The 26,008-nt window shown below is 65.8% G+C and carries 28 protein-coding genes and 1 tRNA gene; 20 read left to right on the plus strand and 9 right to left on the minus strand.

What is annotated here, in order from left to right; all coding sequences use genetic code 11:
- Positions 1-94 precede the first annotated feature (94 nt).
- From EPL01_RS08770 to EPL01_RS08810, 9 genes are all read left to right on the plus strand, one after another.
- Positions 95-1,921 carry an SLC13 family permease gene (locus tag EPL01_RS08770; protein WP_368279251.1) on the plus strand — a complete coding sequence of 609 codons (1,827 nt, stop codon included), beginning with the start codon at positions 95-97 and terminating at the stop codon, positions 1,919-1,921.
- 138 nt (positions 1,922-2,059) lie between these two features.
- Positions 2,060-2,132, plus strand: a tRNA-Pro gene (locus tag EPL01_RS08775).
- Positions 2,133-2,281: 149 nt separating this feature from the next.
- The gene (locus EPL01_RS08780) at positions 2,282-5,950 is read left to right on the plus strand and encodes an LAGLIDADG family homing endonuclease (RefSeq protein WP_135824884.1); all 3,669 of its coding nucleotides are present in this window, start codon (positions 2,282-2,284) and stop codon (positions 5,948-5,950) included.
- A complete protein-coding gene (locus EPL01_RS08785) occupies positions 5,950-6,228 on the plus strand; it encodes a DUF7854 family protein (protein ID WP_135824885.1) in 279 nt (92 codons plus the stop codon). Before EPL01_RS08780 ends, EPL01_RS08785 begins: the two co-directional genes overlap by 1 nt.
- Positions 6,229-6,348: 120 nt before the next feature.
- Positions 6,349-6,981, plus strand: coding sequence for a DUF7504 family protein (locus EPL01_RS08790; RefSeq protein WP_246045654.1), 633 nt, complete (start codon positions 6,349-6,351; stop codon positions 6,979-6,981).
- 37 nt (positions 6,982-7,018) lie between these two features.
- On the plus strand, positions 7,019-7,381 hold the full coding sequence (locus EPL01_RS08795; protein ID WP_135824886.1) for a DUF7855 family protein: 363 nt from the start codon (positions 7,019-7,021) through the stop codon (positions 7,379-7,381).
- Positions 7,382-7,431: 50 nt separating this feature from the next.
- Entirely contained in the window at positions 7,432-8,283 is an 852-nt protein-coding gene (locus EPL01_RS08800; protein ID WP_135824887.1) for a DUF7856 family protein, read from the plus strand.
- A 170-nt stretch (positions 8,284-8,453) separates the two neighbouring features.
- Positions 8,454-8,930 (plus strand): DUF7857 domain-containing protein, encoded by a 477-nt coding sequence (locus EPL01_RS08805; RefSeq protein ID WP_135824888.1) that lies wholly within the window; start codon positions 8,454-8,456, stop codon positions 8,928-8,930.
- Positions 8,927-9,607, plus strand: coding sequence for a nucleotide-binding protein (locus EPL01_RS08810; protein ID WP_135824889.1), 681 nt, complete (start codon positions 8,927-8,929; stop codon positions 9,605-9,607). Before EPL01_RS08805 ends, EPL01_RS08810 begins: the two co-directional genes overlap by 4 nt.
- On the opposite strand, the gene EPL01_RS08815 is transcribed toward EPL01_RS08810, so the two are convergent.
- A complete protein-coding gene (locus EPL01_RS08815) occupies positions 9,596-10,471 on the minus strand; it encodes a transcription initiation factor IIB (RefSeq protein WP_135824890.1) in 876 nt (291 codons plus the stop codon). The two genes, EPL01_RS08810 and EPL01_RS08815, sit on opposite strands and share 12 nt — an antisense overlap.
- A 171-nt stretch (positions 10,472-10,642) precedes the next feature.
- Here EPL01_RS08815 and EPL01_RS08820 point away from each other — a divergent pair, with 171 nt between their 5' ends.
- Positions 10,643-11,173: a DUF7858 family protein gene (locus tag EPL01_RS08820; RefSeq protein ID WP_135824891.1), complete on the plus strand. Its 531-nt coding sequence runs from the start codon at positions 10,643-10,645 to the stop codon at positions 11,171-11,173.
- 27 nt (positions 11,174-11,200) lie between these two features.
- Here the strand turns inward: EPL01_RS08820 and EPL01_RS08825 are convergent, their stop codons facing one another.
- The gene (locus EPL01_RS08825; RefSeq protein ID WP_135824892.1) at positions 11,201-12,034 is read right to left on the minus strand and encodes an AAA family ATPase; all 834 of its coding nucleotides are present in this window, start codon (positions 12,032-12,034) and stop codon (positions 11,201-11,203) included.
- A 90-nt stretch (positions 12,035-12,124) separates the two neighbouring features.
- On the opposite strand from EPL01_RS08825, the gene EPL01_RS08830 reads away from it, so the two are divergent.
- Positions 12,125-12,958, plus strand: coding sequence for a mechanosensitive ion channel family protein (locus tag EPL01_RS08830; protein WP_168215848.1), 834 nt, complete (start codon positions 12,125-12,127; stop codon positions 12,956-12,958).
- Positions 12,959-13,078: 120 nt separating this feature from the next.
- Here the strand turns inward: EPL01_RS08830 and EPL01_RS08835 are convergent, their stop codons facing one another.
- The gene (locus EPL01_RS08835; RefSeq protein WP_135824894.1) at positions 13,079-13,723 is read right to left on the minus strand and encodes a helix-turn-helix domain-containing protein; all 645 of its coding nucleotides are present in this window, start codon (positions 13,721-13,723) and stop codon (positions 13,079-13,081) included.
- Between the two features lie 596 nt (positions 13,724-14,319).
- Between EPL01_RS08835 and hutU the strand changes: the two genes are divergently transcribed.
- Genes hutU through hutH form a run of 4 tightly spaced genes read left to right on the plus strand, consistent with a single transcriptional unit; the run spans position 14,320 to position 20,003 of the window.
- Positions 14,320-16,107 (plus strand): urocanate hydratase, encoded by a 1,788-nt coding sequence (gene hutU / locus EPL01_RS08840; RefSeq protein WP_135824895.1) that lies wholly within the window; start codon positions 14,320-14,322, stop codon positions 16,105-16,107.
- Positions 16,104-17,078: a formimidoylglutamase gene (gene hutG / locus EPL01_RS08845; RefSeq protein WP_135824896.1), complete on the plus strand. Its 975-nt coding sequence runs from the start codon at positions 16,104-16,106 to the stop codon at positions 17,076-17,078. The genes hutU and hutG overlap by 4 nt, the downstream gene beginning before the upstream one ends.
- Entirely contained in the window at positions 17,075-18,328 is a 1,254-nt protein-coding gene (gene hutI, locus EPL01_RS08850; protein ID WP_135824897.1) for an imidazolonepropionase, read from the plus strand. Before hutG ends, hutI begins: the two co-directional genes overlap by 4 nt.
- Complete coding sequence (gene hutH / locus EPL01_RS08855) at positions 18,321-20,003, plus strand: histidine ammonia-lyase (protein WP_135824898.1); 1,683 nt, start codon at positions 18,321-18,323, stop codon at positions 20,001-20,003. Before hutI ends, hutH begins: the two co-directional genes overlap by 8 nt.
- Positions 20,004-20,081: 78 nt before the next feature.
- Here hutH and EPL01_RS08860 read toward each other — a convergent pair whose 3' ends face one another.
- A complete protein-coding gene (locus tag EPL01_RS08860; RefSeq protein WP_135824899.1) occupies positions 20,082-20,612 on the minus strand; it encodes a DoxX family membrane protein in 531 nt (176 codons plus the stop codon).
- A gap of 167 nt (positions 20,613-20,779) precedes the next feature.
- On the opposite strand from EPL01_RS08860, the gene EPL01_RS08865 reads away from it, so the two are divergent.
- Positions 20,780-21,184, plus strand: a complete 405-nt coding sequence (locus EPL01_RS08865; RefSeq protein ID WP_135824900.1) for a universal stress protein — start codon at positions 20,780-20,782, stop codon at positions 21,182-21,184.
- Between the two features lie 151 nt (positions 21,185-21,335).
- Here the strand turns inward: EPL01_RS08865 and EPL01_RS08870 are convergent, their stop codons facing one another.
- From EPL01_RS08870 to EPL01_RS08890, 5 genes are all read right to left on the minus strand, one after another.
- Complete coding sequence (locus tag EPL01_RS08870; protein ID WP_135824901.1) at positions 21,336-21,725, minus strand: hypothetical protein; 390 nt, start codon at positions 21,723-21,725, stop codon at positions 21,336-21,338.
- Positions 21,718-21,954: a DUF8118 domain-containing protein gene (locus EPL01_RS08875; RefSeq protein WP_135824902.1), complete on the minus strand. Its 237-nt coding sequence runs from the start codon at positions 21,952-21,954 to the stop codon at positions 21,718-21,720. Before EPL01_RS08875 ends, EPL01_RS08870 begins: the two co-directional genes overlap by 8 nt.
- Before the next feature lie 208 nt (positions 21,955-22,162).
- Positions 22,163-22,816 (minus strand): RPA family protein, encoded by a 654-nt coding sequence (locus EPL01_RS08880; protein ID WP_135824903.1) that lies wholly within the window; start codon positions 22,814-22,816, stop codon positions 22,163-22,165.
- A 1-nt stretch (position 22,817) separates the two neighbouring features.
- Positions 22,818-23,756 (minus strand): replication factor A, encoded by a 939-nt coding sequence (locus tag EPL01_RS08885; protein WP_135824904.1) that lies wholly within the window; start codon positions 23,754-23,756, stop codon positions 22,818-22,820.
- A gap of 128 nt (positions 23,757-23,884) precedes the next feature.
- Positions 23,885-24,559: a LysE family translocator gene (locus tag EPL01_RS08890; RefSeq protein ID WP_135824905.1), complete on the minus strand. Its 675-nt coding sequence runs from the start codon at positions 24,557-24,559 to the stop codon at positions 23,885-23,887.
- A gap of 111 nt (positions 24,560-24,670) precedes the next feature.
- Here EPL01_RS08890 and EPL01_RS08895 point away from each other — a divergent pair, with 111 nt between their 5' ends.
- From EPL01_RS08895 to EPL01_RS08910, 4 genes are all read left to right on the plus strand, one after another.
- Positions 24,671-24,907, plus strand: a complete 237-nt coding sequence (locus EPL01_RS08895; protein ID WP_135824906.1) for an AbrB/MazE/SpoVT family DNA-binding domain-containing protein — start codon at positions 24,671-24,673, stop codon at positions 24,905-24,907.
- Between the two features lie 5 nt (positions 24,908-24,912).
- Complete coding sequence (locus tag EPL01_RS08900) at positions 24,913-25,344, plus strand: type II toxin-antitoxin system VapC family toxin (protein ID WP_135824907.1); 432 nt, start codon at positions 24,913-24,915, stop codon at positions 25,342-25,344.
- 73 nt (positions 25,345-25,417) lie between these two features.
- Positions 25,418-25,687 (plus strand): DUF7322 domain-containing protein, encoded by a 270-nt coding sequence (locus EPL01_RS08905; RefSeq protein ID WP_135824908.1) that lies wholly within the window; start codon positions 25,418-25,420, stop codon positions 25,685-25,687.
- A gap of 40 nt (positions 25,688-25,727) precedes the next feature.
- Entirely contained in the window at positions 25,728-26,006 is a 279-nt protein-coding gene (locus tag EPL01_RS08910) for a DUF7091 family protein (RefSeq protein ID WP_135824909.1), read from the plus strand.
- Positions 26,007-26,008 lie beyond the last annotated feature (2 nt).

Genomic DNA, 26,008 nt, shown 5'->3' on the forward strand with positions numbered 1-26,008 from the left:
TCGTGGCTTCGACATCGCCGTCCGCAGTCGCACTCGTTTCGTCTTCGCCCGCAGTCGCACCCTTTTTGCCTTCGCCGAAACTTGTAGTCGAAACGTGGCACTCTCGCTGACGCCGGGAATCGTCGTCGTCTTCCTCGTCGTCCTCGCGGCGCTGGTGCTGTTCGCCACGGAACCAGTCCCCATCGACATCACGGCCATCGGCATCATGGTGGCGCTGATGGTGCTGGAACCGTGGACGCAGGTCCAACCGGCCGAGGGCGTCTCCGGGTTCGCCAGCTCTGCGACCGTCACCGTGCTGGCGATGTTCATCCTGAGCTACGGGGTCCAGCGCACCGGCGCGGTCCAGATTCTCGGCCGGAAAATCGCGGCGTTCACCCGCGACGACGAGAGCCGACAGCTCGGCGCGACCATCGGCGTGGTCGGCTCTATCTCGGGTTTTATAAACAACACCGCGGCAGTCGCCATCCTCATGCCGATGGTGACCGACCTCGCCCACGAGGGCAAGACCTCGCCGTCGAAACTCCTCCTACCGCTTTCGTACGCTTCGATGTTCGGCGGGACGCTCACGCTCATCGGGACCTCGACCAACATTCTGGCCAGCGACCTCTCGGCCCGCCTCGCTGGCGAGTACCCCGACCTACACGCCTTCTCGATGTTCGAGTTCACCTCGCTCGGAATCCTCGTCTCCATCGTCGGTGTGGTCTACCTGATGACGGTCGGCCGATGGCTCACCCCCGCCCGAATCCCGCCCAAGGAGGACCTCACCGAGGAGTTCGAGTTGGAGGAGTACCTGACCGAGGTCTCCGTGGACGAGGATTCGCCGCTGGTCGGCCAGACCATCGGGGACGCGCTCGCGGACACCGACTTCGACGTGGACCTCGTCCAACTCATCCGCGAGGGCCAGACGTTCGTGGAACCGCTCGGCCCGAAGGAGATTCAGGCCGGGGACATCTTCGCGGTCCGGACCGACCGGGACACGCTGGTCGACCTCATCGACACCGAGGGACTGACCCTGCTCCCGAACGTGGACGTGACCGAGGAGGAACTGGAGAGCGCCGACGCCGACAGCAACCTCGTGGAAGTCGTCATCGCACCGCGCTCCTCGCTGGTCGGCGAGACGCTGGCGACCGCCAGTTTCCGAGAACGCTACGACGCCACAGTGCTGGCCCTGCGGCGCGGCCCGGAGTACATTCGCAAGCGCATGGACCACGCCGAGTTGCAGGTCGGCGACACCCTGCTGATTCAGGCGACCCCCGAGAGCATCTCCCGGCTGAACGTCAACCGCGACTTCATCGTCGCGCAGGAAATCGAGCGCCCGGACTACCGCGAGTCGAAGATTCCCCTCGCAATCGGCATCGTCGCGGCCGTGGTCGGGGTGGCCGCGCTCGACGTGCTTCCCATCATGGTCTCGGCGCTCGCCGGGGCGCTCGTGATGGTCCTGACCGGCGTCCTCAATCCGCCGGAGGTCTACGACGCTGTCGAGTGGGACGTCATCTTCCTGCTGGCGGGGGTCATCCCGCTCGGCATCGCCATGGAACAGACCGGCGCGGCCGGTCTCATCGCCGACCTCGTGGTCCTGTCGGGCGACTTCCTGCCGCCCATCGCGGTCCTCGGCCTGTTCTACGTCGTGACTGCGGTGCTGACCAACATCGTCAGCAACAACGCCAGCGTGGTGCTGATGATTCCGGTCGCCGCGGAGGCCGCCCAGCAGTTAGGTGCCAACGCCTTCGCGTTCGTGCTGGCAGTCACGTTCGCGGCCTCGACGGCGTTCATGACGCCCGTCGGCTACCAGACCAACCTCTTCGTCTACGGCCCCGGCGGCTACAAGTTCACGGATTACTTCCGAGTGGGCGCTCCGCTGCAGTTGTTGTTCGCCGTGGTGACGACGCTGGGAATCGCCTCGATTTGGGGCGTGGCGTAGGTCTTTGCGCGAAAGAGAAATGTTATTCGTTGTTAAAGGCAACGGGATATTTGTTTAGTTGGCAATCAGGTTGCTTTCCCGCTATCGCCCGGCACAAACGAAACGCTTTACACGGTCTGCCGCGCTAGTATCTCGTGCGGGACCGTGGGGTAGCTTGGTATCCTTTCGGCCTTGGGTGCCGATAACCCCGGTTCAAATCCGGGCGGTCCCATACGCTTTTTCCGTGGCTCTCTCGTCCTCGGCTTCGCCAAAGATACCAACATGTGTAGATTAATTCCCCGGTATCCCTTCCCCTCGGCCACTTTCACTTTCGCTCCGTTTACGAAACTTCTTAGCAGATGAAGCACGAAGCGTTGATGAATGGCTCGCGCGGAGAACACGGAGCTGATAGACAACTTCGAGCAGTTCTACCGGCGGTACTACAGCGACGAAATCGGGGAACTCGCCCAGAACTACCCCAACGAACAGCGGTCGCTCTACATCGACTGGACCGACCTCTATCGCTACGACTCGGACCTCGCAGACGACTACCTCTCGCAACCCGAGCAGCTACAGGAGTACGCCGAGGAGGCCCTCCGTCTGTACGACCTCCCGGTGGACGTGAGCCTCGGGCAGGCACACGTCCGGGTTCAGAACCTCGGCGAGACGACCGACATCCGAGAGATTCGCGCCCGGCACGTCAACACGCTAGTCAGCGTGCAGGGCATCGTCCGGAAGGCGACCGACGTCCGGCCCAAGATTCAGGAGGCCGCCTTCGAGTGCCAGCGCTGTGGCACGCTGACCTACATCCCACAGAGCAGCGGTGACTTCCAGGAACCCCACGAGTGTCAGGGCTGTGAGCGACAGGGACCCTTCCAAATCAACTTCGACCAGTCCGAGTTCGTGGACTCCCAGAAGCTCCGGGTACAGGAGAGTCCGGAGGGGCTTCGCGGCGGAGAGACGCCCCAAAGCATCGACGTTCACATCGAGGACGACATCACCGGCGAGGTCACGCCCGGCGACCACGTCAGGGTCACGGGCGTCCTCCACCTCGAACAGCAGGGGAGCGGACAGGACAAGTCCGCCGTCTTCGACGTGTACATGGACGGCGTCTCGGTGACCATCGAGGACGAGCAGTTCGAGGACATGGACATCACCGACGAGGACAAGAAGGAAATCGTCGAACTCTCTCAAGAGGAGAACATCTACGAGCAGATGGTCGGGTCGATGGCCCCCGCCATCTACGGCTACGACGAGGAGAAGCTGGCGATGATTCTTCAGTTGTTCTCAGGAGTTACCAAGCATCTGCCGGACGAGTCGCGTATTCGTGGCGACTTGCATATGCTCCTTATAGGCGACCCTGGGACCGGTAAGTCGCAAATGATTTCCTACGTCGAGAACATCGCGCCGCGCTCGGTGTACACCTCCGGTAAGGGTAGTTCCAGCGCAGGTCTCTGTGTAACCGGCGACACGGTGGTTCATACCGACGACGGATTCCAAGAGATTCGGGACCTCGTGTCGGCCGAACTCCCCAGTCCCGTAAGCGAGGAGACGGCGGTCGAAAAGTCGGTCGGAGTACAGACGTTCGACCGCGGGGCGGGCGAGATAGCCGACGCGAACTCCTCGCACGTCTGGCGAATGCCGGAGAAGCAGTGTCGCCGCATCGAGACGAATTATGGAAAGAAACTCGAAGCCTCGGTCAACACGCCGGTTCTGACCTGTGGAGAGAATGGCATCGAGTGGAAGGAAATCTCGACAGTCAAACCCGGCGACTACGTCGCAGTTCCGAAGTACGACGACCTCGACCGAACGGAGATATCGGTCCGGCAGTTCCTCGAACTGACTACGGAGAAAATCAAACTGACGGACGACTCCATCCAGTTCCTCCGAGAGTCGCTTACCGACGAGTTCGGAACGCTCCGGAACGCCGCGGCCGAACTCGACCTCTCCGAGGACTTCATCTATCTCCATCTCAAGAACCGCCACGTCCCGCTCGACAAACTAGACCGGATGCTCGACGCGGTCGGTGCGGAGCGTAGCGACGTACAGTTCGAGCGGCTGATGATTCGACATGGGGATTCGATTACGATTCCCGACCGCTTCGACGCGGACCTCATGTACCTCCTCGGCCTCGTGTTCGGCGACGGAGACATCTCGCTTGACCGCCGAGACGGCAACCGTGGCATGGTTCGCATCTCGAACAGTGACGAGACACTACTCGAACGCGCCGCGGACATCTTCGCCGAGAAGTTCGACAAGCGCCCCGAAATCGAACGACAGGACGACAGAGTGCCGTGTGTCCGAGTCAATAGTGCGACGATTGCGCGGTTGTTCGCCAACGCCGGAATGGCGATACCGAAGACCGACCTCACCCTCGCGCCGGAACTGACGACTGCGGAACACGCCGACGCCTTCCTCCGCGGACTGATGGATGCCGACGGTTCGGTTTCCGAACGCGACGATGGCGGTTCGAGCGTTCTACTATCCACCATCAGCGAACGACTCGCCGAGCAGGTTCAACTCATGCTCGAATCGTACGGTGTTCGGGCACGGACCCGTGAGCGAGACCGACGCGGAACGTCCGAGCTTGCTGACGGTCGGACGATAGAGTCTCAGCACGTCCAGCACTTCGTCGAGATGTACGGTGCCGACATCGACCGGTACGCCGACGCAATCGGCTTCGAGTCGGTGGAAAAACGGCAGGCACTGGAACGAATCACCGAGGACGAACGCCGACAGTACGAGAAACTACCAGTCGGCTCTGCACTCGCGGTCCCCGACGGAGGCGTCACCAGAAACTATCACAACAACGTCCACAGAGGCGACCACCCGAGCAGGTCCCGAACACAGTCGATGCTGGAAGACATCGACCTTGGTGATGCAACCGGGACCATCCGCGAAGTCGCCGACGCAAGTCTCCGGTGGGACGAGGTCGTCGCTACCGCCGATACCGGCCAGAAGGAAGTGTTTGACCTGACCGTTCCGGAGACACACAACTTCATCGGAAACGGAGTGGTCACGCACAATACCGCCGCCGCCGTCCGCGACGACTTCGGCGACGGCCAGCAGTGGACCCTCGAAGCTGGCGCGCTCGTCCTCGCCGACCAGGGCATCGCGGCGGTGGACGAACTCGACAAGATGGCTCCGGACGACCGCTCGGCGATGCACGAGGGCCTCGAACAGCAGAAGATTTCGGTCTCGAAGGCGGGAATCAACGCGACGCTCAAGTCCCGGTGTTCCCTGCTCGGCGCGGCGAACCCCAAGTACGGCCGGTTCGACCAGTACGAACCCATCGGCGAGCAAATCGACCTCGAACCCGCGCTCATCTCCCGGTTCGACCTCATCTTCACCGTCACGGACCAGCCCGACGAGGAGCACGACAAGCGACTGGCCGAACACATCCTCCAGACCAACTACGCGGGCCAGCTCAACACCCAGCGCACGGAGATGAGCGCGCCCAACATCTCTCAGGAGCAAGTCGAGAGCCAGACCGAGGAGGTCGCGCCCGCCATCGACCCGGACCTCCTCCGGAAGTACATCGCCTACGCCAAGCGCAACTGCTACCCGACGATGACCGACGAGGCGATGGAGACCATCCGGGACTTCTACGTGGACCTCCGGACCAAGGGGGCAGACGAGGACGCCCCGGTCCCGGTCACGGCCCGGAAGTTGGAGGCCCTCGTTCGCCTCTCGGAGGCCAGCGCGCGGGTTCGGCTCTCGGACGAGGTCGAGGTGCAGGACGCCGAGCGCGCGGTCGAGATTACCCGGTCCTGCCTGCAGGACATCGGCGTGGACCCCGAGACCGGCCAGTTCGACGCCGACGTGGTCGAGACCGGGACCTCCAAGTCCCAGCGCGACCGAAAGAAGGGTATCATAGAAATTGTTGATGAACTTGAAGAGGAATATGAGAATGGAGCACCAATTGAGGAGGTTATTTCACACGCAGAAGAAATCGGAATGGAACGTTCGAAGGCTGAAAACGAACTGGACCAAATGACAACTGAAGGTCGTCTTTATAAACCAAGTACTGACCACGTCCGAACTATATAATGGACCGCATCTCTGCCCTCCGGAACATCGAGGAGGCCCTCGCGGCGTTCGAGTCCGGCGAGGCCGACCTCGGCGCGACCGAGCGCCGCGTCGTGAACGTCCTGCGGACCTACGCGACCGAGTTCGAGGACGAGGAGCTATCTCCCTACCGGGCGACGGGGTCGGACTCCGCGGACGGACTCGTCGTGGTCGCGGCGTCCGAACCAGAGGCGAGAGAGCGCGTACGGGGCATACTCGACTCCGGAGAGGACGAGTTCGATATCGAGAAAATCGGCTGACAGGTATCTATTGACGCATTTAATACGGGAAAATAAATAAGCGCGGTTCTCTTAGTCGCTGTTGCTCGAACGTATCAACAACTCGAAGACGAACCCCGACGGGTTCATACCATACCACCGATGGAAACCAAGGGTCACAGCGAAAGTCGGTCGCTCGCCGACGAGGTCGAGTCGGAGACCTGCGTCTTGCTCCTCGCGCCGTCGATTCACGCGGCGACCGAAGACGCCTGTCTCGACCTCCTGTCGTTCGACGCGCCCGCCGAGGAGAACGTCCTGTGGGTGACGTACACTCGCTCGCCCGACGACTGCGTGCAGGACTGGCTGTCGCACGCGGATTCTCAACCCGGAAACGTGCAGTTCGTCAACGTCGGCGAGACGACGCGCGCGGCGGCCCAACCCGGTGGTTCGAACACCTCGAACGTGGCCGACCAGGCCGTCGAGACGCTGTCGAGTCCGGGCGACCTGACCGGACTCGGTATCAAGCTCAGCGAGATTCTGAAGGGGTGGGACCGCAACGACAACCGGACCGTCGCGTGCTTCGACTCGCTGACTGCCCTGCTCCAGTACGCCGACCTCCAGACGGTCTACAAGTTCCTCCACGTCCTGACCGGGCGGTTCGACGCGGCCGACGTGAGCGCGCACTTCCACCTCGACCCCGACGCCTGCGACCAGCAGACGGTCAGCACGCTCACGTCGCTGTTCGACACGGTGGTCGAACTCGACGACGGCGAGTGGTCGGTGCGAAGCAGATAGCGTAATTTTAAATCGTATCGGCATCCAAATCTATCTCGTGTTACTGGTCGTGACCTACTCGCAGGCCGCGCGACAGACGCTCAGAAACGTCTGTAACGGCCACGACGAGACCGTCGTCCAGCGGTTCGGCCGCGCGGCCCTGCTGGAAGCGACCGAACTCGGCGCGTTTCTCGCGCTTCGCCTCCGGGCCAAGCACGCTGGCGACGTGCAAGTCGAGCGAACCGCCGCGTTCAACGAGTTCGAGGAGGCCCCCGACGCGGTCCGAGACGCCGCGAGCGCCTACGAGGACCGCGAGCATTCGAGTACGCCCTACGCCAAGTTCGCGGTCGGCACCGACCATCCGACGCCCGACGCCATGCGCGGCACCGATTTGTCGGGCGACGCCGACCGACGAGGGTGACCACGGACCGATGAGGAGGACGACGGACCGATGAGGAGGACGACGGACCGATGAGGGTGACAGTTGCCGAGGAGAACAGAACTGGTCGAGTCGTCGACCTCCGCGAGTTCGAGACGCCTGCCGACCTTGACGTGTCCGCAGTCGTCGGGGCGATTCGCGCCGCCGAGTCCGCTCGTCCGTTCGTCATCGACTGCCCGGAACCCGGACCCGCCCACGAACACGTCGGCGTGATTCGCGCCGGAATGGAACTTTCGCTCCGGCCAGCGCTCGCGGCCGCGGCCAGAACCCGCGGCCGCTCGGCACCACAGGACGAGGACCTCGCGGCGGTTCGGGACCGACTCGACGCGCTCGACCCGCCGGAAATCGACCTGCGGGCCGCGCGCCGCCGAGTCGCCGAGACCAGCGACGCTGCCGACGAGATGCGCGAGCGCGTCGCCGCCCTCCGCGGTCGGGTGCAGGCGCTCCGCGAGGCCGACGGCGACAGCGAGGCCGCCGAATCGGACCTCGCCGAGGCGACCCGCGAACTCTCGGAGGTCGAGACCGAGCGCATCGCCGCCGAGCAGGCGCTCGCCCGCGCTCGTGAGCGAGCGACCGAGAGCCGCGAGCGCCGACGCGAGCGGCTCCGACTGGAGGACCGCGCGGCCAACCTCCGGCGAGAAGTGCGGGAGTATCTCGCCGGAGCGGTTCGGGAGGCGTTCGAGGAGGCCCGCGAATCGGTCCCGGCGAGCGCGGGAGAGTCGGTTTCGGCGGCGCTCGCCGTGGCCCGCGTGGCGGACCTCGACGCGCCGGTCGTGGTGGCGTCCGGCGTAGTCGGTTCGGTCACGGCGGCCTCTGACGCGGATTCGTTCGGTAGCGTCGAGGAGCTTTCCGCGTGGCTGGACGCGGGTGTAGTAACGGTTTGAATAACTAATTGTTTGTCTTAGTCCTATTATATTGTTCTAAAGCAATTTACCTATGTCTTCGTCGGCGCTCGACTGAACATAGCAAAATGTGGGTCCGTGAGTCCAGCGCACGCCGAAGCTATCTCCTACCGAGCGCAGGTTTATGACCGAAGACGGGACGAATCCGGGGCATGGTCGAACTCGACTCGCGGGTCGAAACCCGCGACGGAGTCGCGCTCGTGGAACTCGTCGTCCGGAACCCGACAGACACCGCCCGCCGGTTTCGGGTGGGGAACCTCCTCGACGGCCCGCTCTGGCCTCCTCGAAGCCGAGGAGTCCCCGAAGCGGGGTGGGACGACGGCGGTTTCGAGGGCGTCGTCCCGGCCGAGGAGCGGCGTGCGCTCGGATACGCGAGTCCCCTCTCCGGCGGCGCGAGGTCCGACTCGCTCCCCGAACCGCCCGCAGAAATCGTCTGGACCGAGCGCGCCGGTGAGACCGAAGCCGGGAACGACGCCAGTTTCGCCGCCGAAGCGACTCCCGAGGGCGTCGTCCGGTCGCTCGGCGACCACCGGCCGCCCGCCGACGCCGTGCCGACGCCACGGTCCGGCGACACAGTATCGACGCCCGAATCCGGGCGGTCCGAACCGGACCCCCGGAGGTCGCCGTGATTCTGGCCGTCGCGGGCGGCAAGGGCGGCGTCGGCAAGTCCACCGTCGCGCTCAACCTCGGCGCACGACTCGACGCCGTGGTCGTGGACGCCGACCTCGCCATGGCCGACCTCGCGGCCCGGCGCGGCCCGGACCTCCACGACGTGCTGGCCGGGCGGGCCGACCCCCTCGAAGCGGTCCGCGAGGAGGGAGCAATCCGCCTGCTCCCCTGCGGGCGAACCCTCGCCGGAGCGCGCGCCGGGGACGTGACGGCTCTCGTCACAGCAGTCGAGGCGGTCGAGGCCGCCTACGACCGCGTGGTCATCGACTGCCCGGCGGGGATGGCCGCCGACGCCGGGATGCCCCTGCTGGCGGCCGACGCCGCGGTGCTGGTCGCGGCCCCACAGGAGTTCGCGCTGGCCGACGCCCTCCGGACCCGCGAGTTGGCCCGCGAACTCGACGCGGGGTTGGCCGCGGTGGCGCTGAATCGGACCGGCGAGAGTCCCCCGACAGCGGAGGTCCGGCGCGCGCTCGGTGCCCCGGTCGTGGCGATTCCCGACGACGAGCGAGTTCGGCGCGCACAGCGCCACGGCTCGCCGGTCGCCGAACTCGCGCCCGAGAGCCGCCCCGCTGGGCGATTCGAGAAGCTCGCAGAAGAGACGCGACTCGCGGTTACGACGCCCTCGTCAGTCCCGTAGGTCCTGATACGCCGACCGGAGGGTGACGGAGGTCACGTCCGCCACCTCGGCGGCCTCCGCCTGCGTCATCCGGTGGCGAGTCCCCCGCGCCGCCAGATAGAGACACGCCGCCGCGAACCCGCCGGGGTTGCGTCCCGAAATCAGATTCTCGTCGTGGCCCTTCTCGACTAGCTCCGCGGCCTCGCGCTCGATTTCGGTCGGCAAGTCGAGCCTGCTGGCGAACCGCGGCAGGTACTCGGCGGGGTCGATGGGTCCGGTCGGCAGCCCCAACTCGCGGTTCAGCGCGTCGTAGGCCGTCTTGAGTTCGCTCCGGGTCGCCCGCGCCACGTCCAGAACTTCGTCCAGCGTCCGCGAGACCGAGGCCGTCCGGCAGGTCGCGTACACCGCGGCGGCCGCGAACCCCTCCAGCGACCGGCCCTGAAGCAGGTCCTCGGACTGGGCCGACTCGAACAGCACGCACGACCGGTCCCGAACGTTCTTCGAGAGGTCGAGCGAACTCACCAGCCGCCGAATCTCGGTGAAGGCGTAGACCTGATTGCGCTCGGTCTTCGACCCGATTCTGGCGCGCTCGTGGTGCTTCCGCATCCGAGCGACCTGTCGACGCTTTCGCCCGGTCATCCGCAGGTTGGTGTCGCGGCCGATTTCGGTCGTCAGGCCCCTGTCGTGGCGCGACCGGGTGAGGGGTGCGCCGGTGCGCTCCTTCTGACCGTTGTCGTCGGCGAACGACCGCCACTCGGGGCCGCGGTCGATTCGGTCCTCCGAGACCACGAGACCGCAGTCGCCGCAAATCGTCTCGTCGCCGTCGATACTCAGTCGTCCGTCGCACTCCGGGCAGGTTCGAGAGGGAGCGTGCGCTTTGCTCATCACATTCGAAACTTCGCCCGAATCACTATTTAAAGGACGGTCGCTGGCGGAGAAAACGCCCGCAGACGGCCGAAAGAACGTACCGGTAACCGGTAGGCTCACCCCTCCGAAGGATTATCAGATTCGATACCGGTCGCGCAGGTTTAAGTCGATGACGCGCCAACTTCGAGTGTGACGCTCTCGGACATCGCCGACGGACTGGAAGTGACCACCGAGCAGCGCGACCGAGGAGTCGCGTCGGTGGACGCGACCGCCGGTGACGGGACCGAGACGGACCTCCGAGAGCGACTCGCCGACTTCGCCGAGGACCTGCCCTGCGACGCCGCCTCGGCGGCCGCGATACTCGACGGCCACACGTCGGGGCGGTCTGTCGGCGACACCGCCCACGAGGCCGGGGTCGCGCCGATTACGGCCTCGAAGACGTTGCATCTCCTCGGGTGCGAGGGCGTCTCGCCGCTGACGCCGCGCGCCCACGACATCATCCGGGACTGGCTCTCGGCGGACCTCTCGCGGACCGAGGCCCGCGAGTTGACGGGCGCGAACGAGACCGAGTTCGCGCTGGCGACGTTCGTCGAGACCCACGACTCCATTCCGGGAGCGAGCGACCTCGTAGAGGGTGCGTTCGCCCGCGAGGGAGACGCCACCGTCGAGAAGCGCGACGCGCTGGCCGGGACGATGAGCGGGACGGGCGAACTTTTCTAACTCCGGATTCGGAACGTCCCTGGAAAATCAGGACAGCGCGTCGGGCAGGAGTTCGTCCGCGTCGAAGTCGAGCAGTCCGGGGTCCTCGAACTCCAGTCCGAGGTCCGCGTCGAAGACGACTTCCGCGGCGTGAGCGACGGCGGGCGCGAACGTCGATCCGGGGTCCGGCGCGCTGGCGGGGACCTCCTCGAGGCTCGCAACCTCGCTCTCGGGAATCGCGGCGTCGGCGCTCTCGACTGGATGCTCGGGGGCGGCGAGGTTGGCGAGGATACAGTCCACGCTCGCGCCGACGTCGGCGATTCGTCCTCGGGTTCGCTGGATTGCGTCCACGCCGCGGTCGTCGGCGGGGGCGACGACCGCGACCTTTTCGGCGGCCGTGACCGCGGCGACGGACTGGTTGGCGGCGACCGGCGGTGTGTCGAGCAGGACGTGGTCGAACGACTCGGCGGCCTCGGCGACGAGGGCCTCGAATCGCTGTGCGGCGTCGGCGGTCTTGGCGCGGGCCATCCGCTCGAAGGGCGCGTAGGCCGGGCAGAGTTCGAGTCGGCCCGCGAGGTCGGCGGTCGCGGGGTGTTCGCGCAGGCCGTCGGAGAGGAGTCGGCCGTCGACGGAGGGTCGATCGTCTGAGAGTCGGTCGTCGGGGCGTCCGTCGTCAACGGACCGGTCTTCGACGAGGAGTTCCGTGAGGTCGGTGTCGATGCGTCCGGTCGCGTGGCGGGCCAGTCCTTCGGTGGCGAACGCGGCGTCGAGGACCGCAATCTCGCGGCCGTCGCGGGCGAGTGTCGCGCCGAGTTCGACCGCGAGTCGGGTCGTGCCCGCGCCGCCGGTCGCGCCGACGAGCGCGGCAGTCGAGTGAGCCATTAGTTCGGAGTTGCCCCGCCCTGATATAAAAGAGTACGCTTGGTCGCTCCGGACACGGATTTTAAGCCAATCGGCGTCGTCGTGCCCGAAGTGACGGCTTCGGACGTTGTACCCCCCGTCCTACAGGTGGACGTGTCGGACCTGCCAATCGACGGCTACCTCGACTTGCTGTTGGACTTCGCGCTGTTCGTCGTGCTGTTCGCGGTGCTGTACCTCGTCGGACGCCGGGGCGTCCTCCCGGTGGTCGAGCGGGCGCTCGGCATTCAGCACATCCAAGAGACCATCGCCAGCGCGGCCGTGAAGACGGTTCACGTCGCCGTGATTCTGGCCGCGGTCCGCCTCGCGCTCGACGCGACGGGCTACGGCTATCTGCTCTCGCTCCCGCCGACGGTCATCGCCGCGCTGACGGTCGCGGTGGGCTTCGCCAGTCGTGACATCGCCGCCAACCTCGTCGGCGGCGTCTTCATCGTCACGGACCCGAAGTTCAACATCGGCGACTGGATTCGCTGGCAGGAAAAAGAGGGCATCATCGAGGACATCAGCTTTCGCGTCACGCGCGTCCGGACCTTCGACAACGAACTGCTGACGGTGCCCAACTCCCAACTCGCCACCAGCGCGGTGGTCAACGCGGTCGCCAAGTCTCCTCGGCGGGTCTCCCACACCTTCCACGTCAGCGACGACGCCGACCTCGGGGAAATCGCCGAGATTCTCGTCGAGGAGGCCCGCGACCACGACGACGTACTGGACCGACCGACGCCGACGGTCAGGGTCACCTCGCTCGACAACGGTCGGGCGGGAATGCAGGCCCGCTACTGGATAGACCAACCCTCGCGCGAGGCGTTCGTGACCATCCGCTCGGAGTACTTCCGACGGGTCAGCAGGCGGTTCGAGGCCGCTGGCATCGAACTGCCGCAGAACTGGTAGCGCGCGGGCGGATTTCAGGTCAGCGAGAGAGTCGCAAGCGAGCGTGCTATCGGCACGCTCGCTGGCGTAGAGAAATAAATATACATGTTAAGAAACTGTTTTTGATTGTTTCAGCATCGTCTACATTGCTTCGGCGAACGACCGGAGGAGTTTGTTCTCCGCGCGCCGGAGGTGTTCCTCGAAGGTGCGGCGCTCGACGCCCAGTTCGGTCGCAATCTCGGCGGTGGTCGCGTCGCGGGGAATCTCGTAGTAGCCCAACTCGACGGCGGTCAGCAGGGCCTCGCGCTGGCGCGGCGAGAGGTCCGGCAGGGCCGAATCGAGCGTGAGCAGGGGTCGGTCGGCCCGGACCGACGCCACCTCGCGCTTGGCGTCCACGACGACCGGGAACTCGGCGGCCACGTCCCGGTAGAACGCGGTCAGGTTCGCGGCGTCGAGCGCCAGCACCCGACACCACTTGCGGCCCTCGGCGTACCTGAGCGGCGGCACGAGCAGGCAGTCGTGGTCCGCCAGCGTGGTCTCGATGGGGTCGTCGCCGCGCTCTTTCAGGCAGGCGTCGGTGATGAGCAGTTGCTCGTCGCCCTCCGCGATGCGCTCGCGGACGCCGACGGCCTCCTCGACGTGGGCGACGACTTTGGCGGACTCCTCGCCGCCGACGTGAAGCAGGTCGCAGTGGTCGTTGCACCAGAGTTCGACCGTCGTGTCGGTGCCCGCGGTGGCCGCCGCGTACGCGCCGGGGTGTTCGATTCCGAGGACCGCTTCGTGCATCTGACTCGGGGTTGGGGAGTCCTACAGTTAAACCGCCTTCTTCGATTTCAGCGATATATTTTATAACACCAATAGCTCTATGAATAGAGGACAGTTCACATCTCGGAAGGTAGTCCCTGGTAGAGGACCAAAGCGCGTCCTGCATTTCTGTCCCAGGAAAGGGACTACAGGAACACCTCATAGTGTATTCACCAGTTCGTAAATATGTATTGTGTTGCACTACGGAGATAGTGTAGATATTAGCCACGGAAACAGCAATTAGAGCCTCGAAAGCCCTCGCGGGGTTCGCGGTCGCTCCGCCGGATATTTGCGGGCCTCTCCGCGCCGGAAGACAAACCGCGTCTTCCGAGCCTCGCCTCACTTCGTTCGGCGAGACACCGCCCGGCCCGCAAATAGGGCCGCCGGAGACGACCACGGGCCTCCGGCCCGGAACCCCGCTCGCCCTTTCAGTCCGCCAGGGGCCGGTTGTGGTGCCGAGCGAAGTACGTGGATTGCGGTATGTAGCAGAACACGCCGGTTCGGCATCTCGTGGTACTTAAACCACCCACCATAGGGCGGTGTTCAGGTATTTGCGTCTCGCGCCCGAATGTCACGGTATGAGCGAAGGCCAACCGGAACAGACAGACGACCGAGACGGCGTACACGGCGTCGGCGAACCCAGCGAGGAGTGGAAGGAGTATCAGGGCGCGCCGACCGGCACCGACATCGAGTGTGCGGGGTGGCGACAGGAGGCCGCCCTCCGAATGCTGAACAACAACCTCGACCCCGAGGTCGCCGAGAAACCCGAGGAGCTAGTCGTCTACGGCGGCACCGGCCGGGCCGCCCGGTCGTGGGACGCCTACGACGCCCTCCTCGCCGAACTGCGCGAGTTGGGCGACGAAGAGACCCTGCTGGTCCAGTCGGGCAAACCCGTCGGGCGATTCGAGACCACGGAGTTGGCTCCTCGGGTCCTCATCGCCAACTCCAACCTCGTCGGCAAGTGGGACGACTGGGAACACTTCCACGAGTTGGAAGCGAAGGGCCTCATCATGTACGGCCAGATGACCGCCGGGTCGTGGGCCTACATCGGCACGCAGGGCATCATTCAGGGGACCTACGAGACCCTCGCCGAACTCGGCGAACAGCACTACCCCGACAACGAGGGCCTCCGAGGGAAAATCGTCGTCACGGGCGGATTGGGCGGCATGGGCGGTGCCCAACCCCTCGCGGTCACGATGAACCACGGCGTCTGCATCGCCGCCGAGGTGGACGAAGAGCGCATCAACCGCCGCATCGAGACGGGCTACTGTCAGGAGAAGACCGACGACGTGGACGAGGCCATCGAGAAGGCCAAAGCGGCCGCACAAGCGGGCGAACCCTACTCGGTCGGCGTCCACGTCAACGCCGCCGACATGCTGGAAGGGATGCTGGAGCGGGATTTCGTCCCCGACGTTATCACCGACCAGACCAGCGCCCACGACGAGTTGGAGGGCTACTACCCCTTGGGCTACACCGTCGAGGAGGCCGACGAACTCCGCGAGGAGGACCCCGAAAAGTACGTCTCCGAAAGCCTCGACACGATGGAGCGCCACGTGCAGGCCATCTTAGACCTGCAAGACGAGGGAGCCATCGCCTTCGAGTACGGCAACAACATCCGCGGGCAGGTCAAAGAGCATCGGGGGATGGAGGACGCTTTCGACTACCCCGGGTTCGTCCCGGCGTACATCCGACCGCTGTTCTGCCGCGGGAAGGGACCCTTCCGGTGGGCCGCGCTCTCGGGCGACCCCGAGGACATCCACCGGACCGACGAGGCCGTCAAGGAACTGTTCCCCGGGAAGGACCACCTCCATCGCTGGATCGACCTCGCGCAGGAGCAGGTCGAGTTTCAGGGACTTCCTTCCCGAGTGTGCTGGTTGGGGTACCAAGCAGGTGACGGCGGAGACGACGGCAAGGACGGCGACGGAGACGACCTCACCGAGCGCGCCCGGTTCGCGCTCCGAATCAACGAACTCGTCGCCGAGGGCGAAATCTCGGCCCCTGTCGTGGTCACCCGCGACCACTTAGACGCCGGGAGCGTGGCGAGTCCCAACCGCGAGACAGAAGCCATGCGGGACGGCTCTGACGCCGTCGCGGACTGGCCGATTCTGAACGCCCTGCTGAACTGCGCCGCCGGGGCCGACATCGTCTCGGTCCACGACGGCGGCGGCGTCGGCATCGGCAACGCGCTCCACGCCAACAACCACGTCGTGCTGGACGGCTCTGACCTCGCCGCCGAGAAGGCCCGGCGAGTGTTCACCACCGACCCCGGCATGGGCGTGATTCGCCACGCCGACGCGGGCTACGACGAAGCAGTCGCAGAGGCCGAGGAGTCGAACGTCGCGGTACCGATGCGGGACCACGAATGACCGAGTGCGAACACACCTTCGATTGGATGGGACCCTCAAACGATTCGAACGACGAACAGTTCGGCCACGTGGTCGAACTGGCGAGTATCGACGACGCAAATCGCTTCGACGCCGTACTCGTCGGGGAACCGTTCGACCGGGCGGTCATCGGTCGAAAGGGCGCGAGCGAGGGACCGGCGGCCCTCCGCCAGCACCTCGCGGGCACCAAGACACACCACTTCGACGCCGGGCCGGTCGGGTCCGTGGCTGACCTCGGTGACGTGACGTTGGGCGACGGAGAATCCGACTCCGGAACAGTCGCCGACCTCCAAGAGCGCGTCCGGACCATCACCGAGCGAGTCCACGACACCGACGCCTTCCCCGTCTTCCTCGGGGGCGACAACTCGATGACTTACCCGAACGCCGCGCCCCTGCTGGAGGAGGGCACCCTCGGCGTCGTCAACTTCGATGCCCACCTCGACGTGCGCGAGGTCGGCGACGACCCGACCAGCGGGACGCCCTACCGCCAACTCTACGAGGCGGGCCTCGACGCCTACACCTGCGTCGGCGCTCGCCACTTCGAGACCTCGACGACCTACGCCGAGTACGTCCGCGAACAGGGCGACGAGGTCGTCACCGCCGAGGAGGTCGGCGACGACGAAGTGGAAGCAATCGACCGGGCGCTGGACGCGCTCGGCGACGTTGACCAGATTTACGTCAGCGTGGACTTGGACGTGCTGGACGCCCCGTCAGCGCCCGGCGTGAGCGCGCCGACCCCCGGCGGAGTGACGACCCGCGAGCTATTCCGGATGCTCCGCCTGCTCGGTGCCGAGGAGCGTCTGGCCGGGTTCGAGGTCGTCGAGTGCGCGCCCGGCCTCGAATCGGGGACCGCGAACCTGACCGCGACCGCGGGAGCCAGAGCAGTCGCCCACCTGCTGAGCGCCCGGCCGAAGGAGTCTACTCAGTCACACCGTTCGGAGGGTCCACGATGACGCTCACCGCGGTCGTCCACGACGCGGCCGAAATCGTCACGCTCGAATCGAGCGAGGACGCGGGCGACGACGGCGAAACCGACGAGGCGGACCTCGGAATCTACGAGGACGCCGCCGTCGCGGTGGTGGACGGCGAAGTCGCGCGGGTCGGCCCGACCGGGCCGGTCACCCGCGAGTTCCCGCCGGAGAACGCGACCCACGAGGTCGACGCGACCGGCAAGTCGGTGATTCCGGGGTTCGTTGACCCCCACACTCACGCCCTGTTCGCTGGCGACCGGTCCGACGAGTTCGAGGCCAAGTTGCAGGGCAAGACGTATCAGGAGATTATGGAGGAGGGCGGCGGCATCCTCCGGACAGTCCGGGCGACCCGCGAGGCGGGAGACGAGCAACTGCTCGACAACCTGCTTTCGCACCTCGACACGATGCTGGCCCACGGGACGACGACAGTCGAGGTCAAATCCGGCTACGGACTCGACACCGAGACCGAACTCCGGATGTTGGAAGTCATCGACCGCGCCGACGACGCCCATCCGGTGGACGTCGTTCCCACCTTCATGGGTGCCCACGCCGTTCCCGAGGGCGAGGATGCAGACGAGTACGTCGAGGAGGTCGTGCAGGACCAGATTCCCGAGGTCGAGTCCCAAGGCATCGCCCAGTTTGTCGACGTGTTCTGCGAGGAGGGCGTCTTCGACGTGGAGCAGTCCCGCAGAGTGCTGGAGGCCGGGAAAGAGGCCGGACTGACGCCGAAGGTCCACGCCGAGGAGTTGGCCCACATCGGCGGCACCCGACTGGCCGCCGACATCGGGGCCGCGAGCGCCGACCACCTGCTTCACTCGACCGAGGAGGACATCGCCGCGCTGGTGGAGGCCGACGTGGTTCCGGTCTTGCTGCCCGGCACGGCGTTCGGCCTCGGCGCGGCGTACGCCGACGCCCGGCAGTTCATCGAGGCCGGTGCCGACGTGGCGATAGCGACCGACTTCAACCCGAACTGCTACAGCCAGAGCATGGGCTTCGCGGCCTCGCTTTCCTGCGTCGAGATGGGGATGACTCCCGCCGAGGCCCTCGTGGCCTCGACCACCAACGCGGCGGCCGCGCTCGACTTGGCCGAATCAGTCGGAACCCTGCGAGAGGGGTCGCCCGCCGACATGGCAGTTCTCGACGCGCCGACGTATGTTCACGTGCCCTACAACTTCGGCGTCAACGCCGTCGAGACCGTACTGAAGGGCGGGGAGGTGGTCCACCGTGACTGATTCGGGTTCCGACCCTGATTCAGAACCCGCCAGCGACTCGGGAACAGGTGCCGACCCGGGACCGGACGCCGACCCGGGACCGGACGCCGACCCGGGACCGGTCGAGGCGGACGGCGAGACTCTGACGCCCGAGGACGTGGCGTCGGTCGCCCGAGAGGACGCCCGGGTGGTCGTGCCGGAGTCGGCCCGCGAGAAGGTCCGGACCGCCCGCGAGCGAGTCGAGGAGGTCGTCGAGAGCGGCGAGGCCGTGTACGGGGTCAATACGGGCTTCGGCGAACTCGTGGACGAGCGCATCCCCCGCGAGGACATCGAACAGTTACAGCTGAATCTGGTCCGGAGCCACGCCGCCGGAGCGGGCCGGGAGTTAGACCGCGAGGAGGTCCGGGCGCTCCTGCTCGGGCGACTCAACGCGCTGGTCAAGGGCTACTCGGGAGTCCGCGAAATCGTCGTGGACCTCCTCGCGTCGATGCTCAACGAGGGCGTCCATCCAGTCGTGAAGTCGCGCGGCTCGCTCGGCGCGAGCGGGGACCTCGCGCCGCTGGCCCACCTCGCGCTGGTGCTGGTCGGCGAGGGCGAGGCCGAAGTCGAGACTGCGGACGGGACCGAACGATTGTCGGGCGACGAGGCCCTCTCGGCGGTCGGTCTCGAACCCCTCACCCTCCGGGCGAAAGAGGGCATCGCGCTCATCAACGGGACCCAGTTGTCGGTCGGACTGGCGGCCTTGGCGGTCGTGGACGCCGAGCGCGCGGTCCGCGCCGGAGACGTGGCCGGGGCGCTCACGACCGAGGTCACGATGGGGACCACCGCCTCCTGCGACCAGTCGATTGCGGCGGTCCGGCCCCACGAGGGCCACGCCGAGAGCGCACGCAACGTCAAGCGACTCACGGCCGAGTCAGAAATCGTCGAGTCCCACCGCAACTGCGACCGGGTGCAGGACGCCTACTCGATTCGGTGCCTGCCGCAGGTCCACGGCGCGGTCCGAGACGCGATTGGCCACCTCCGAGAGGCCGTGGAAGTCGAGTTGAACAGCGCGACCGACAACCCACTCATCTTCGACGCCGCGGACGCAGACGAGCGCGCTTCGGGGACCGAGAACGCCGCAGTCCTCTCGGGCGGTAACTTCCACGGCGACCCCCTCGCGCTTCCCCTCGACTACCTGACGAACGCGATTACCGAGTTGGCGGCCATCTGCGAGCGCCGAGTCGATAGGATGCTGAATCCGAACGTGCAGGAATCCCACCTCCCGCCCTTCCTGACCGAGGGGAGCGGCCTGCGCTCGGGCTACATGATTGCCCAGTACACCGCGGCCGCGCTGGTCAACGAGAACCGGGCGACGGGGCGGCCCTCGATGGACAACACGCCGGTCAGCGGGAATCAGGAGGACCACGTGAGCATGAGCGCCCAGTCGGCGTTCGACGCCCGCGCGGCGGTCGAGAACGCGACGACCGTGGTGGGTATCGAGTTGCTCTGCGGGGCGCAGGCCGCCGAGTTTATTCGGGAGGACCTCGACCACGGCGTCGGCACCGGCGCGGCGTATCAGGCGGTCCGTGACGTGGTTCCGCCGCTGGTCGAGGACAGGCCGATTCACGACGACATCGAGAGCGCCGACGCGCTGGTCTGGTCGGGACTGCTGGAGGAGCGAGTCGAGGAGGCCCTCGGCGAATCGCTGGTCTGAGTCGATTTCGCGTCAGAATCAGCCGGTCGAATCACGTCGCCGAGGAGCTACTTCGGCGGGGAACCGGGGACGCACCCGTCACCCCATCAGGTACCGGAGCAACCCGTTCCGCTCGGCGAACTCCGTCTCCTCGAGGTACTGGTCGAGGCCGAGGATGCGGCCCGCGCCGAACGCCCCGAGGCCGAACAGGAGCATCGCGTAGACGACGTGGTCGTCGATGACGATGCCGTGGGCCAGCGGCAGGCTGGCCGTCCAGTAGAACAGCATCATCACTGCGCCCCAGAACGCGCTCCAGCGGACGAACGCGCCCAGCAGGAGCGCGAGGCCGACCAGCGTCAGGCCCCACTGGTTGAGCGGGTCGATGAGCCAGAGCCAGTCGTTGGCCATCGTCGCCCAGACGCCGCCGAAGGGGTTGCCCTTCGGGATGGCGTGGAGCAGGAAGCCTCCGGCGGACCACTCGGGGTCCAGCACCTTCGTGATGCCAGCGTAGAACAGCGTCCAGCCCATCACGAGCCGGAGGCCGAACAGCGCGTAGCCGACCCACGTCTCGGAGTACCGGAAGTTGGTGCGGCGTCCGAACAGGTCTGCCTCGAGTTCACGGGTGGACATTGGCGGTCACCTCACGTGTGATACTCGTGGCAGAAACCCCTTCAAAGCGGGAAGCGAGTCCCGAAGCGCGAAAATCGGCCGGAAACGGAGCAAAAAGGGTTCCGGTCGTTTCGGGAGTCTGAGAGTCGGGAGGATGACTTATCGTGAAAGAATGCGAATATTCGGACATGTACCGAATCTTGGCCGCCATCGGCACCGACGAGGAGCGCGCGAGAGAACAAGCCCGAGCCATCGCGGACCTGCCCCGCAACGACGACGTAGCGGTCACGCTGTTCCACGACTTCGACGGCGACAACCCGGAGGGCGCGTCGGTCCATCAGGTCGCGGCGGTCCGCCGGGCCGCGGAACGCCTCGAAGACGAGGGCATCGAGGTCGATTACGCCGAGGCGAGCGGGGACGCCGCGCGGGCCGTCCTCGAAACCGCCGACGACGTCGGGGCCGACCTCCTCTGTCTCGCGCCGCGCAAGCGGACGCCGACCGGCAAGGCGCTGTTCGGGAGCGTGACCCAGCAGGTCATTCTGGAGGGGGAACTGCCGGTTCTGGTCGTCGGCGCGGAGAACGCGGGCGAGTAGTCAGCAACCCCTCTCGGAAACAAACACCATCAGTAAAGAAATGTAATTATTTCTGAAGCAATTGTTTTGTTGTCTTTACTGGTCGCGCTCACGGGACCGGTGGATTCGTCGTCTGGCGCGCTCGCGGGACCGACGGGAGGCCGTCCTGCGCTCACACCGGCCCGGCCGACCACCGCGCTCGGCGGGTCGCCTCGTCGTCCGCCTCGGGCGGGTCGTTCTCGTCGTCGTTCGACGCGTTTCGCTTCTCGACGTTCGGCGGAGCGTCGTCCGCGGTCGATTGCGCCGATTCCGACGACTCGCCCGCGCTCGACGGTTCGCTCGCGTCCGACGCCGCCGCGGCGGCGTCGGACGCATCACCACCCGCCGCAGACGCGCGAAACAGACCGTGTTCCTCGCAGTCGTACACGTCGCGGGCGACGTTCTCGCTCGTCCTCCCGCAGTCGGGGCACCGAGCTGTCGCCTCCTCGATTCGGGTGTCGGCATCCATCTCGCGGTAGACCTCGCGCCACCCCGCGCTGGGCGACTCGCGCTCGTCAACCATCCTCGACCTCTCTCGATTCGCTGTCGGAATCCGGCATCCCGGACTGCGAGGCGCGTCGCGCCTCGCCGCACCGGAAACACCCCTCGCGGAGTCGCGGGTCGGTCGATTCGAGGCCACATCGCTCGCATCGCCAGTAGCGGTGGTCTACGTCGCCGTCGCTGTCCCTGCCCTCGTGCGGTCCGGTGACGCTCCCGGTACTTTCTTGTGACCGTGACGTATTCGTGGACATTGGGCTTGCTCGATTGTAGGCACGCCCAGCGTTCGGGTGCTGGTCCCACCCGGCGCATTTCGAAGCGCGGCCGCTGGGCTGTTCGGAGTACGATTCTCGCGGTATCTCGGTGGTCCCCTGTCTCTCGTCACCCCCGGTGAATCTCGTGCGTTCGCCCCCTCGAAAGTTGGCTGTAGGTCGATTCAGTTCGCTGAGAGCCGCGCGCAGGTCAGGCCTGCGGGCCGGGTTCGGCGTCGGCGGCCTCGGTCTGCTCTTCCTCGGTCGTTTCTTCTGGTTCGCTATCGCCGCTCGGCATGTCTTCGAGACTTTCGAGCGCCGAGATGACGAGTTCGCGGTAGGTGTCCAGCGGCCGGTCGTACTGCGACTCGACCATCCCGTCGTACTCGTCGGTCCCGGGGTCGAACGCCTCGATGCGGTCGAGGGTCTGCTCTGCGGTCTCGACCACCCAGCGGTCGCGGGTGTCGGCGTCCACCTGCGTGATGGATTCGGGCCGCACGGAGACGTTGACGTTGCCGTCGTCGGTTTCGTAGGTCCGGGGCTTGCCCGTAATCGCCACGTAGGCGGGCGGTTCCAGTTCCCGAAGCATGCTGGCGGCCTCGGGCTGGTACTGGCCCGCGTAGACGAAGAACGGGTCGCCGTTCGGGTCCACGACGCGGCCCTGCCAGTACTCGCTGTCCTCGCCCACGTCCTCGGTCTCGGTCAGCGTGCCGACGATGAAGATTCGGTTCGCTCGCTCGCCGGTCGGCAGCAGGGCGTACAGCGGTGCGCGCTCTTCGTCCGATTCCTTGAACGTGTGGGTCGCGTCGTTGAACTCGCCGGCGAACACGCGGCGGGCGACCTCTCGGGTAGGTGTTCCAGACATTTCACATCGACCTCGCTTTGATCAGCACTTCCTCGGCGTCTGTCGGCCCGGCGAGCCTCTCCATCTCGTTGACGAGGAGATACCGGCCCATCGTCGGCCCGGCCACGCGGTAGTACAGACCGAGGGTCTGCTCTCGCATCTCTTCGGCGACGACGGTCGTGTCGAGCGCGTCCATCGCCATGTCCTGTGCTTCCTGCAGGCCGATGCCGGTCAGCTCCTCGGTGGCTTCCTTGTCGAAGATGACCTTGTGGACCTCGGTGCCGTCGTCGATGACACCTTTGATTCGGAGGTCGAACTCGCCTTCGACTTCGCCGTGTTCGGAACACCGCCCGTTCTGGAGGACGCGCGTGCAGTCGTCCTCGGGACAGCGCTTGATGAGTCCGGACCCGCTCTGGATGTCCACCAGCGCGCCTTCGACCTCGGCCGAGTCGTCGCCGACCTCGATGTCTTCCTCGACCTCCTCGATGGTGGTCGTGCGGTTGAGCTTCACCGAGTAATCGCCCTGATACTCGTCGGAGACGAGGTTTCCGAATCGGTAGACCGCGCCCTCCTCTAACGCCGGGAGGTCGGAGTCGGCCCACTTGGTGAACTTGATGGTGCCCGTTTCGTCGCCGAGCAGTCCGACCTGTCCGACCGCGTCGCTCCGGGGCTCCCAGAGGTCGACGACTTTGGCCGTGAGGCCGAGCCACTGCTCGTCCTCGGTCACGTCCTCGACGTTGACCTGCTCGGTGCCGCCACCGCCACCGCTCCGGATGTCGTCGCGCTCCAACCCCGCTTCGTCGAGGTAGTGGCTGACGACGCTCCGGCGTGCCTCTTCGAGGGGCACTCGATACTCGTTGACCAAGTTGTCGAGGCGCTCCTCGACGTCGTCGGTCGTCAGGTCTAGATGCTCGGAGAACTGTTCGCGTATCTCTTCGGCGTGCTGGCGCACATCGCTCATGGTGTATCCGTCTCCGCGTCGTTTTCTTCGGGAGACATGCGACTGGTTTGTGCGCTATGGTATAAAAAGCTACGCAACCGGAGTGAAAGTGAAACTGAAGCTATCAGAGCCGCTCAAGCCCTTTTTCCTCACCGCGTTTCCAGCGCGAGCGCCGCCCCGAGGCCGACCAGCACCGACCCCGACACCCACCGCAGGCCGTCGGCGAGTCGCGGCCGAGTACGGAAGGCCGACCGGACTCCGGCCGAGAGGAGGCCCACGACCCCGAGATAGCACGCGGTCAGCACCGCGTAGGTCCCCCCGAGCGCCAGCATCTCGACGGTTGAGGCGGTTGTTCCGGTCCCACCCCCTGCCCCACCGCCCGCGCCGACGAACTGCGGGAGGAAGGCGAGGAAGAAGAGGGCGACTTTGGGATTGAGGACGTTGACGGTTACTCCTCGGAGGTAGCCCCCGCGGAGGTCCGCGTCGGAAGCGTCGCCCGAGGAGGACGCCGTGTCGGGAAAATCGAAGTCGTCTCCTCGCCAGAGCGTCTTCGCGCCGAGATACAGGAGGTAGGCCGCGCCAGCGTACTTGACCGCCGCGTAGGCCAGCGCCGAGGTGCGCAGGAGCGCGGCCAACCCGAGCGTCGCCGCGAGCGTGTGGACCAGAACCCCAGTGCTGACCCCGAGCGCGGAGGCCACGCCCTCGCGTTTGCCCGCCGAGACGCCCTGCGTGAGGACGAAGACGGTGTCCGGACCGGGCGTGAGGACGAGCGCCATCGCGGCCGTGACGAACAGGAGATAGGTCTGGAAATCGATTCCCAGCATTTGGTGACTCGGCTATCGGTCGTAGTCCGAATAAGCGTGGCGTTCGCCGAAATTCGACGCAAGTATTTATTTCCCTGAAGTTTTTGTACCAGAACGGGACGAACACCGACCATGGCAACCGACGATATTCCCAACCAGTCGAGGGTCGGCGACGACTACTCCGTTAGACTCCCCGCGCGAGTCCGCGAGGAGTTAGACGTGAGTCCCGGCGACAGAATCGAGTGGCGCGTCACCGACGACGGCGAACTCGCTGTCGAAGTGGTCGAACAGGAGTACGGCGTCTTCGACGACGCGGAGACGGTTTCGCTGGGCGGTGCCGCAGACGACCACGACTGCATGGGACTGTAGTTCCGATGGCGACCGCCGTTCTCGACTCGAACGTTCTGATAGCGTCGCGTGACGGAGACGACGAGAGATGCGAGTTAAGCCGGACGATTATTCAGAAAATCGACCACGGGGAACTTCCGGAGGTTCGAGTCGTCAGCTACGTCGTCGTAGAGACGTTGAACCTGCTCCACAGTCGACATTCTCATCGATTAGCCCTCGACACCTACGACAGACTGAATCAGAGTGCAGGCTTTCGGATAGAGCACATAACAGAGAGCGACTTCAAGAAAGGGACAGAGCTGTTTCACAGATATAGTGGCCTCTCGTTCGTGGATGCGGTCCTCGTGGCGTACATGAGACGAGAAGGGATTACGTATCTCTACAGCTTCGACAGCGACTTCGACGCGCTCGATTCCGTCACGCGCCTCCAGACCGACGCGAACCCCTTCGGCCCGTAACGAGAGCGATTTCGCTCGCCAGCGAGCGAAATCGCCTACACGACTATCCCTCTCGACCACAAAAGAGAGAGCGATGGTCTTCGGACCGCCGTCCCCGGAAGACGAGGAGGCCGACCGGAACCTCGGTCGGGCGCTCCGAGAGGGACGGACAGAGACGCTCCGGGCGTTCGCCGTGCTGGCCGTCCTGCTTCAGGCGGCCGTGCTGGCGGTCGGGGTCGGTGGCATGCTCGTCTGGTTCCGCGGCCAGCGACTGGTCGGCGGCGCGCTGGTCGTCGCCGGACTCCTCGGGTTCGGCGTCGTCATCGCGGTCTACCGGCGGTTCCAGCGTCGGACCGCGACTTGACGAACAAACCTATCTTTCCCCGACTCGAACACCCTGTCAAATGGACGACCGCCTGAAGAGTTTCCTCCGGTCGAAGATTCGGTCCGCGGGGCGACAGTACGCCGACGCCAAGCGGGCCTACGACAACGCCCGGAAGGCCGCGCTGGCGGACCTCCCGCAGGACGAGGAGGGCAAGGCCAGAATCGTCTGTCGCCGGTACGCCGAGCGCCGGGCCGTCGAGTTGGACACCGAGGCCCGCCCGGCCTGCTTCGACCCGGAGCATCCCGACTGCGAGGGGTGCGTGAGAGACGTGCGCGACGGTCGAATCGAGACGTGGTAGAG

Source organism: Halorussus ruber, from assembly GCF_004765785.1.
In the GTDB taxonomy this organism is placed as follows: Archaea; Halobacteriota; Halobacteria; order Halobacteriales; family Haladaptataceae; genus Halorussus; species Halorussus ruber.

Bases quoted from the DNA above. Each gene is read 5' to 3' on its own strand.
- EPL01_RS08780 (WP_135824884.1), top strand. From the start codon at position 2,282: ATGGCTCGCGCGGAGAACACGGAGCTGATAGACAACTTCGAGCAGTTC.
- EPL01_RS08785 (WP_135824885.1), top strand. From the start codon at position 5,950: ATGGACCGCATCTCTGCCCTCCGGAACATCGAGGAGGCCCTCGCGGCG.
- EPL01_RS08790 (WP_246045654.1), top strand. From the start codon at position 6,349: ATGGAAACCAAGGGTCACAGCGAAAGTCGGTCGCTCGCCGACGAGGTC.
- EPL01_RS08800 (WP_135824887.1), top strand. From the start codon at position 7,432: ATGAGGGTGACAGTTGCCGAGGAGAACAGAACTGGTCGAGTCGTCGAC.
- EPL01_RS08805 (WP_135824888.1), top strand. From the start codon at position 8,454: ATGGTCGAACTCGACTCGCGGGTCGAAACCCGCGACGGAGTCGCGCTC.
- EPL01_RS08815 (WP_135824890.1), bottom strand. From the start codon at position 10,471: ATGAGCAAAGCGCACGCTCCCTCTCGAACCTGCCCGGAGTGCGACGGA.
- EPL01_RS08825 (WP_135824892.1), bottom strand. From the start codon at position 12,034: ATGGCTCACTCGACTGCCGCGCTCGTCGGCGCGACCGGCGGCGCGGGC.
- EPL01_RS08835 (WP_135824894.1), bottom strand. From the start codon at position 13,723: ATGCACGAAGCGGTCCTCGGAATCGAACACCCCGGCGCGTACGCGGCG.
- hutU (WP_135824895.1), top strand. From the start codon at position 14,320: ATGAGCGAAGGCCAACCGGAACAGACAGACGACCGAGACGGCGTACAC.
- hutG (WP_135824896.1), top strand. From the start codon at position 16,104: ATGACCGAGTGCGAACACACCTTCGATTGGATGGGACCCTCAAACGAT.
- hutI (WP_135824897.1), top strand. From the start codon at position 17,075: ATGACGCTCACCGCGGTCGTCCACGACGCGGCCGAAATCGTCACGCTC.
- EPL01_RS08860 (WP_135824899.1), bottom strand. From the start codon at position 20,612: ATGTCCACCCGTGAACTCGAGGCAGACCTGTTCGGACGCCGCACCAAC.
- EPL01_RS08865 (WP_135824900.1), top strand. From the start codon at position 20,780: ATGTACCGAATCTTGGCCGCCATCGGCACCGACGAGGAGCGCGCGAGA.
- EPL01_RS08870 (WP_135824901.1), bottom strand. From the start codon at position 21,725: ATGGTTGACGAGCGCGAGTCGCCCAGCGCGGGGTGGCGCGAGGTCTAC.
- EPL01_RS08875 (WP_135824902.1), bottom strand. From the start codon at position 21,954: ATGTCCACGAATACGTCACGGTCACAAGAAAGTACCGGGAGCGTCACC.
- EPL01_RS08880 (WP_135824903.1), bottom strand. From the start codon at position 22,816: ATGTCTGGAACACCTACCCGAGAGGTCGCCCGCCGCGTGTTCGCCGGC.
- EPL01_RS08885 (WP_135824904.1), bottom strand. From the start codon at position 23,756: ATGAGCGATGTGCGCCAGCACGCCGAAGAGATACGCGAACAGTTCTCC.
- EPL01_RS08890 (WP_135824905.1), bottom strand. From the start codon at position 24,559: ATGCTGGGAATCGATTTCCAGACCTATCTCCTGTTCGTCACGGCCGCG.
- EPL01_RS08895 (WP_135824906.1), top strand. From the start codon at position 24,671: ATGGCAACCGACGATATTCCCAACCAGTCGAGGGTCGGCGACGACTAC.
- EPL01_RS08900 (WP_135824907.1), top strand. From the start codon at position 24,913: ATGGCGACCGCCGTTCTCGACTCGAACGTTCTGATAGCGTCGCGTGAC.
- EPL01_RS08905 (WP_135824908.1), top strand. From the start codon at position 25,418: ATGGTCTTCGGACCGCCGTCCCCGGAAGACGAGGAGGCCGACCGGAAC.
- EPL01_RS08910 (WP_135824909.1), top strand. From the start codon at position 25,728: ATGGACGACCGCCTGAAGAGTTTCCTCCGGTCGAAGATTCGGTCCGCG.